1 pseudogene is annotated in these 1,086 nt (G+C 69.9%); it reads right to left on the bottom strand.

Annotation, left to right across the window (positions count from 1 at the left end):
- Nucleotides 1-994, bottom strand: a pseudogene (locus B073_RS39365) (polyketide synthase dehydratase domain-containing protein); the annotation flags it as partial.
- Between the last annotated feature and the right edge of the window lie 92 nt (nt 995-1,086).

The raw sequence follows: 1,086 nt of genomic DNA, 5'->3' as shown, positions 1-1,086 counted from the left end.
CCCGCCCCACCAACCCGCCAACTACGACGCCGCTATACGTACATACTTTGAGGAACGTAGCACTAGCCTGCAGTTTGGCGATCGGTGGCACTCTGCGGTGCTGGATGGTAAGCACGGTCAGTGCCGCCTCGACGGCACCGGCGGCGCCGAGGGTGTGACCGAGAACCCCCTTGGATGCGGTGACGCTGGGGCGATGCGGCAGTATGCGGGCGATCATGGCAGCTACCCTGGCGTCGTTGAGCGGGGGGGGGAGGTGCCGTGCGCGTTGACGTGGGTCGACCTCGTGCGGGGCCAGCCCCGCTTCCGTCAAGGCAGTGCGCAGAGCCTTCTCGGTGCCGCCAGCATCCCCCGCCACCATCAGATGGCTGTCCTCTTCCTCGAGGACGTTGCGCAGTCCCTCCAGGGACTTCCCGTGGAAGAGCCTTCCGTCGGTGTACCCGGGGTGCGGTTCCTCGGCGAGGGTGAAGGCCGGCCCACGAACCGTCGGCGGTGACACGGGGGCGCGGACGGCATGCCGGAAGGTACCCTCGCAGCGCAGCTTTCCGCGCTCTTCCCAGTCACGGATGGTGACGTGCACGGTGCCCTGCTCCTGCGCGGGGGCGAGATGCACGCGCAGACGGTCGGTGTGCCCTTCTGGCAGGGACACCCCGTGCGCGATGCGCATCCCGGTGCAGCCGATGACCGGCCGGCCGCCGCCGAGGGCGCGTTCGACGGTGCTCAACCCCCAGCCGACGGCCGCTGTCATGGGCAGGTCCGGTACCCCGGAGAAGCTGTGGTCGCGCAGGACGGGCTCGTCGCGCAGTCCGGTCAGCTTGCGGTCGGCGGTGCGTCCGGTGCTGGGGAGCCGCTCGACCCGGTGGCACAGAGGTGCCCTTGGTCCGATGACGGTGACTGAGGACTCCGTGGCGTCGGGGGTCATCCGGGCCAGGAAGTGCGCGCAACCCTCTTCCCGGGACAGCACCGGAACCCCGGCGTCGGTGAACAGCTGCTGCACGGACGCAGCCATACCGCCGCTCCAGGGCCCCCAGGCCAACGGCACCACTCGGCAGTCGGGGTGAGCTGCCTGGAAGGCACAGCCGAAGCGGT

This window comes from Streptomyces sp. MspMP-M5 (genome assembly GCF_000373585.1).
Classification (GTDB): Bacteria; Actinomycetota; Actinomycetes; order Streptomycetales; family Streptomycetaceae; genus Streptomyces.
The sequence above is the reverse complement of the archived record's forward strand: the minus strand, read 5'-3'. Positions and strand labels throughout refer to the sequence as shown.